General features: G+C 61.9%; 6 protein-coding genes and 1 pseudogene. All 7 read left to right on the top strand.

The window, feature by feature from the left end; translation table 11 throughout:
- Positions 1–215, top strand: a pseudogene (locus tag EOD15_RS26035) (NADH-quinone oxidoreductase subunit G); the annotation flags it as partial.
- Between the two features lie 2 nt (positions 216–217).
- Positions 218–1,261, top strand: coding sequence for an NADH-quinone oxidoreductase subunit NuoH (gene nuoH, locus EOD15_RS26030; protein WP_027034808.1), 1,044 nt, complete (start codon positions 218–220; stop codon positions 1,259–1,261).
- Positions 1,261–1,752 carry an NADH-quinone oxidoreductase subunit NuoI gene (nuoI, locus tag EOD15_RS26025; protein WP_023812382.1) on the top strand — a complete coding sequence of 164 codons (492 nt, stop codon included), beginning with the start codon at positions 1,261–1,263 and terminating at the stop codon, positions 1,750–1,752. The genes nuoH and nuoI overlap by 1 nt, the downstream gene beginning before the upstream one ends.
- Positions 1,753–1,991: 239 nt before the next feature.
- Positions 1,992–2,612 (top strand): NADH-quinone oxidoreductase subunit J, encoded by a 621-nt coding sequence (locus EOD15_RS26020; protein ID WP_127267204.1) that lies wholly within the window; start codon positions 1,992–1,994, stop codon positions 2,610–2,612.
- A gap of 1 nt (position 2,613) precedes the next feature.
- Positions 2,614–2,922 carry an NADH-quinone oxidoreductase subunit NuoK gene (gene nuoK / locus EOD15_RS26015; protein ID WP_010910101.1) on the top strand — a complete coding sequence of 103 codons (309 nt, stop codon included), beginning with the start codon at positions 2,614–2,616 and terminating at the stop codon, positions 2,920–2,922.
- Between the two features lie 10 nt (positions 2,923–2,932).
- Positions 2,933–4,906 (top strand): NADH-quinone oxidoreductase subunit L, encoded by a 1,974-nt coding sequence (nuoL, locus tag EOD15_RS26010; RefSeq protein WP_127320600.1) that lies wholly within the window; start codon positions 2,933–2,935, stop codon positions 4,904–4,906.
- Positions 4,906–6,411, top strand: a complete 1,506-nt coding sequence (locus EOD15_RS26005; RefSeq protein WP_127320599.1) for an NADH-quinone oxidoreductase subunit M — start codon at positions 4,906–4,908, stop codon at positions 6,409–6,411. Before nuoL ends, EOD15_RS26005 begins: the two co-directional genes overlap by 1 nt.
- Positions 6,412–6,418: the final 7 nt, after the last annotated feature.

The raw sequence follows: 6,418 nt of genomic DNA, 5'->3' as shown, positions 1-6,418 counted from the left end.
GCGAATACCCGCATCTGGCCCGTATCGACCAGGTCGCGGCGGGCAATGCCGAGGACATCGCCGGGGTGGCGAAGCTCGGCGGGCGGCTGAACAAGGGCACCTTCACCTCGCCGGTGACGGATTTCTACCTGACCAACCCGATCGCGCGGGCATCGGCCGTGATGGCGGAATGCTCGGCACTGGCCAAGAGCGGCTTCAAGCAGGCGGCGGAATAAGCATGGACACTTTCTTCTCCTTCTACGTGCTGCCGGCGCTGATCATTCTGCTGAAATCGGTCGTGCTGATCGTTATCCTGCTGATTTTCGTTGCCTACATCCTCTACGCCGACCGCAAGATCTGGGCGGCGGTGCAACTGCGCCGTGGCCCGAACGTCGTCGGCCCCTGGGGCACGCTGCAAGCTTTCGCCGATCTGCTGAAATTCGTCTTCAAGGAGCCGGTCATCCCGTCCGGCGCCAACAAGGGCGTGTTCCTGCTGGCGCCGCTGGTCTCGGCCGTGCTGGCGATCTCGGCCTGGGCGGTCATTCCGGTCAATCAGGGCTGGGCGATCGCCAACGTCAATGTCGGCATCCTCTATGTCTTCGCCATCTCCTCGCTTGAGGTCTATGGCGTGATCATGGGCGGCTGGGCCTCCAACTCGAAATATCCGTTCCTCGGCGCGCTGCGTTCGGCCGCTCAGATGGTGTCCTACGAGGTCTCGATCGGCTTCGTCATCGTCACCGTTCTGCTCACCGCCGGCTCGCTCAACCTCACCGATATCGTGCTGTCGCAGCATGATGGAATTGGTACGCGGCTTGGCCTGCCCAACACCTTCCTCGACTGGAACTGGCTGGCGCTGTTCCCGATGTTCATCATCTTCTTCATCTCGGCGCTGGCCGAGACGAACCGGCCGCCCTTCGATCTGGTGGAAGCCGAATCGGAACTGGTCGCCGGCCACATGGTCGAATATTCGTCGACGCCGTTCCTGCTGTTCTTCCTTGGCGAGTACGTTGCCATCGTGCTGATGTGCGCGCTGGCCACCATCCTGTTCCTCGGCGGCTGGCTGCCTCCGTTCGACTTCGCGCCGTTCACCTGGGTGCCGGGTGTCATCTGGTTCGTGCTGAAAGTCTGTTTCGTGTTCTTCGGCATCTCCATGGTGAAGGCCTTCGTGCCGCGCTACCGCTACGACCAATTGATGCGGCTTGGCTGGAAAGTGTTCCTGCCGATCTCGCTGTTCATGGTGGTCGCCACAGCGGCCTTCCTCAAGATCACGGGGTTTGCGTGATGTCCGCTCTTTCCCAAGCCGCCAAATCGCTGCTGCTGCAGGATTTCGTCAGCGCCTTCTTCCTGTCGATGCGCCAGTTCTTCGCGCCGAAGGAGACGATCAACTATCCGCACGAGAAGGGGCCGACCAGCCCGCGCTTCCGGGGCGAGCATGCGCTGCGCCGCTATCCCAATGGCGAGGAACGCTGCATCGCCTGCAAATTGTGTGAGGCGATCTGCCCAGCGCAAGCCATCACCATCGAGGCCGGCCCCCGCCGCAACGACGGCACGCGCCGCACGGTTCGCTACGACATCGACATGGTGAAGTGCATCTATTGCGGCTTCTGCCAGGAAGCCTGCCCGGTCGACGCCATCGTCGAGGGGCCGAATTTCGAATTCGCGACGGAGACGCGCGAGGAACTCTACTATGACAAGGACAAGCTGTTGGCGAATGGCGACCGGTGGGAGCGCGAACTGGCGCGCAACATCTCGCTGGACTCGCCCTACCGCTGATATTTGACGCATGGGCGGGGCAGGGGCCTCGTCCAGAGGATGATCCCGAAAAGTTGCGGACTTTTCGGACCAGATCATGCTCCGGAATACAGAGTGGCCCATGTTTCTTTCGATCGGGCCTTTCAACCCGATCGGAACATGGGCTAGGACAACGCGGCTTTGGAACCGGAGGCGGAACCAGGCCAGAGACAACAAACAGGACGAGCGTCCTGTTCGTACAGGAACCCGGGGGATCCCCAATGTTGAGTGGACTAGAGGCGGCCTTTTTCTACCTCTTCGCCTTTGTCGCGGTGGCGTCGGCGTTCATGGTCATTTCGTCGCGCAACCCCGTGCATTCGGTGCTGTTCCTGATCCTGACCTTTTTCAACGCCGCCGGCCTGTTCATGCTGACCGGGGCCGAGTTCCTGGCGATGATCCTGCTCGTCGTCTATGTCGGCGCGGTGATGGTGCTGTTCCTGTTCGTCGTCATGATGCTCGACGTCGATTTCGCCGAGATGAAGGAAGGCGCCCTGCAATATGCGCCGATAGGCGCGCTGGTCGGGCTGATCCTGGCGGCGGAGCTGATCGTCGTGCTCGGCGGCTACACTTTCGCGCCGCAGCTCGCCTCGACGGTCTCCAAGCCCATTCCGGATCTCGCCACGCGGACCAACACCGCCGCGCTCGGCGACATCCTCTATACCGACTATCTCTACTACTTCCAGATTTCGGGCCTCGTGCTGCTGGTCGCCATGATCGGCGCCATTGTGCTGACGCTGCGCCATAAACCAGGCGTCAAGCGGCAGTCGATCGCAGCCCAGGTCGGCCGCACGCCGGCGACCGGTATGGAAATCCGCAAGGTCAAGACAGGCGAGGGACTCTGAGATGGTTGTCGGCATCGCGCATTATCTGACCGTATCGGCTGTTCTGTTCACGCTCGGCGTGTTCGGCATCTTCCTGAACCGCAAGAACGTCATCGTGATCCTGATGTCGGTCGAGCTGATCCTGCTGGCGGTCAACATCAATTTCGTCGCCTTTTCGGCAGCACTCGGCGATCTGGTCGGCCAGGTGTTCGCGCTGTTCGTGCTGACGGTCGCGGCGGCTGAGGCCGCCATCGGGCTTGCCATTCTCGTCGTCTTCTTCCGCAACCGCGGCTCGATCGCGGTCGAAGACGTGAACATGATGAAGGGTTGACGGAACCACCATGTATCAGGCCATCGTCTTCCTTCCCCTGCTCGGCTTCCTGATCGTCGGCCTGTTCGGCACGTCGCTCGGCGCCAAGGCGTCCGAATACATCACCTCCGGTTTCCTGGTGATCGCGGCGGTGCTGTCGTGGGTCGCTTTCTTCACCGTCGGTTTCGGCCATGGCGAGGTGTTCACCGTGCCGGTGATGCGCTGGATCCAGTCAGGCGGGCTGGAAGCGGCCTGGGCGCTCAGGATCGACACGCTGACGGTGGTGATGCTGGTGGTGGTCAACACCGTGTCGGCGCTGGTTCACATCTATTCGATCGGCTACATGCACCACGATCCGAACCGGCCGCGCTTCTTCGCCTATCTGTCGCTGTTCACCTTCGCCATGCTGATGCTGGTGACATCAGACAATCTGGTGCAGATGTTCTTCGGCTGGGAAGGGGTGGGCCTCGCCTCCTATCTGCTGATCGGCTTCTGGTACAAGAAGCCGTCGGCCAATGCCGCGGCAATCAAGGCCTTCGTCGTCAACCGCGTCGGCGATTTCGGCTTCGCGCTCGGCATTTTCGGCCTGTTCGTGCTGTTCGGCTCGGTCAATCTCGGCACCATCTTCGCCAATGCGGCAACGTTCATTCCGGCCGAAGGCGCCCCGCACGGCGCCGCGGTGCTGACCTTCCTCGGCTATGCGCTGGACAAGCAGGCGGCCATGACGATCGTCTGCCTGCTCCTGTTCATGGGCGCCATGGGCAAGTCGGCGCAAGTGCCGCTGCACACCTGGCTGCCGGATGCCATGGAAGGCCCGACACCGGTTTCCGCGCTGATCCATGCCGCGACCATGGTGACGGCTGGCGTGTTCATGCTGGCCCGTTTGTCGCCGCTGTTCGAACTGTCGCATTCGGCGCTGACGGTCGTGACCTTCATCGGTGCCTTCACGGCCTTCTTCGCGGCCACCGTCGGTCTCGTCCAGAACGACATCAAGCGCGTCATCGCCTACTCGACTTGCTCGCAGCTCGGCTACATGTTCGTGGCACTCGGCGTCGGCGCCTATGGCGCGGCGATCTTCCACCTGTTCACGCATGCCTTCTTCAAGGCGCTGCTGTTCCTCGGCTCGGGCTCGGTCATCCATGCCGTGTCCGACGAGCAGGATATGCGCAAGATGGGCGGCCTCAGGAAACTGATCCCGACCACCTACTGGATGATGGTGATCGGCACGCTGGCGCTGACCGGCGTCGGCATTCCGGTGACGGTCATCGGCACCGCCGGCTTCTTCTCCAAGGACGCCATCATCGAGAGCGCCTTTGCCGGCCACAATTCGGTTGCCGGCATGGCCTTCGTGCTTTTGGTCATCGCCGCCTGCTTCACCTCCTTCTACTCCTGGCGCCTGATCTTCATGACCTTCCACGGCAAGCCGCGGGCGAGCCATGAGGTGATGCACCATGTCCATGAATCGCCGCCGGTGATGCTGGTGCCGCTGTTCATCCTGGCCGCGGGCGCGCTGTTTGCCGGCGTCATCTTCCACGGCGCCTTCATCGGCGAGGGCTATGCCGAGTTCTGGAAGGCATCGCTGTTCACACTGCCTGACAATCACATCCTGCACGACATCCACGAATTGCCGCTGTGGGTTGAACTGTCGCCCTTCATCGCCATGCTGATCGGCTTCGCGCTGGCCTGGAAATTCTACATCCGCTCGCCGGAAATGCCGGTCAACCTGGCCGCGCAGCATCGCGGGCTCTACGCCTTCCTGCTCAACAAGTGGTATTTCGACGAGCTCTACGACTTCCTGTTCGTGCGTCCGGCCAAGCGCCTCGGCCATTTCCTGTGGAAGACCGGCGACGGCACCATCATCGACGGCCTTGGCCCGGATGGCATTTCGGCGCGCGTCGTCGATGTCACCGACCGCGTCGTCAAGCTGCAGACCGGCTATCTCTACCACTACGCCTTCGCCATGCTGATCGGCGTTGCCGCACTCGTCACCTGGATGATGCTCTGATGACCGCCTGGCCAATCCTCTCGCTGGTCACCTTCCTGCCGCTGGTTGGTGTGCTGCTTATCCTGTTCATCAATGACGACAGCGAAAACGCACGGCGCAACATCCGCGCCATCGCGCTGTTGACGACGATTTTCACGTTCATCATCTCGCTGTTCATCTGGACCGGATTCGACAATTCGCAGTCCGGCTTCCAGTTCGTCGAGAAGGTCGCCTGGCTCGACTCCGGCATTTCCTACCATATGGGCGTCGACGGCATCTCGATGCTGTTCGTCATCCTGACGACGTTCCTGATGCCGCTCTGCATCCTGGCGTCGTGGGAATCGATCGAGAAGCGCGTGAAGGCCTACATGATCGCCTTCCTGCTGCTCGAAACGCTGATGATCGGCGTGTTCTGCGCGCTTGATATCGTGCTGTTCTACGTCTTCTTCGAAGCCGGCCTGATCCCGATGTTCATCATCATCGGCGTCTGGGGCGGCAAGCGGCGCGTCTACGCCTCGTTCAAGTTCTTCCTCTACACGCTCGCCGGCTCGGTGCTGATGCTGCTCGCCATCATGGCGATGTTCTTCCAGTCCGGCACAACCGACATCCCGACGCTGCTGACCCACAACTTCCCGGCCAACATGCAGACATGGCTATGGCTTGCTTTCTTCGCCTCCTTCGCGGTGAAGATGCCAATGTGGCCGGTGCACACCTGGCTGCCCGACGCGCACGTCGAGGCGCCGACGGCGGGCTCCGTCATCCTGGCCGGCATCCTGTTGAAGATGGGCGGGTACGGCTTCCTGCGATTCTCCTTGCCGATGTTCCCGCTGGCGTCGGAAATGTTCGCGCCGCTGGTCTTCGCGCTGTCCGTCGTCGCCATCATCTACACCTCGCTGGTGGCGCTGATGCAGGAGGACATGAAGAAGCTGATCGCCTATTCGTCGGTTGCTCATATGGGCTTCGTCACCATGGGCATCTTCGCCATGAACCAGGAAGGCGTGCAGGGCGCGATCTTCCAGATGCTCAGCCACGGCCTCGTCTCCGGCGCGCTGTTCCTGTGCGTCGGTGTCATCTACGACCGCATGCACACACGTGAGATCGCGGCCTATGGCGGCCTGGTCAACAACATGCCGAAATACGCCACGGTGTTCCTGATCTTCACCATGGCCAATGTCGGCCTGCCCGGTACCAGCGGCTTCGTCGGCGAGTTCCTGACCATGCTCGGCGTGTTCCGGGTCAACACCTGGGTGGCGTTCTTCGCCGCCACCGGCGTCATCCTGTCGGCCGCCTACGCGCTCTGGCTCTACCGCCGGGTGATCTTCGGTGCGCTGACCAAGGACAGCCTGAAGGGCCTGCTCGACCTGTCGCTGCGCGAGAAGGTGATCATCTACCCGCTGGTCGTTCTGGTCATCTTCTTCGGCGTCTATCCCGCCCCGGTCTTCGACGCGACGGCCGAATCGGTCAAGTCGCTCGTCACCAATGTCACTGCATCCATCGGCGCCGCGCAGACCGCGGCGGCGAACTGACCAGAGG

The organism is Mesorhizobium sp. M7A.T.Ca.US.000.02.2.1, from assembly GCF_003996995.1.
GTDB lineage: Bacteria > Pseudomonadota > Alphaproteobacteria > Rhizobiales > Rhizobiaceae > Mesorhizobium.
This window is presented reverse-complemented; position numbering and strand designations above follow the sequence as displayed.

Coding starts and splice junctions, on each gene's coding strand:
- nuoH (WP_027034808.1), top strand. CDS start 218: ATGGACACTTTCTTCTCCTTCTACGTGCTGCCGGCGCTGATCATTCTG.
- nuoI (WP_023812382.1), top strand. CDS start 1,261: ATGTCCGCTCTTTCCCAAGCCGCCAAATCGCTGCTGCTGCAGGATTTC.
- EOD15_RS26020 (WP_127267204.1), top strand. CDS start 1,992: ATGTTGAGTGGACTAGAGGCGGCCTTTTTCTACCTCTTCGCCTTTGTC.
- nuoK (WP_010910101.1), top strand. CDS start 2,614: ATGGTTGTCGGCATCGCGCATTATCTGACCGTATCGGCTGTTCTGTTC.
- nuoL (WP_127320600.1), top strand. CDS start 2,933: ATGTATCAGGCCATCGTCTTCCTTCCCCTGCTCGGCTTCCTGATCGTC.
- EOD15_RS26005 (WP_127320599.1), top strand. CDS start 4,906: ATGACCGCCTGGCCAATCCTCTCGCTGGTCACCTTCCTGCCGCTGGTT.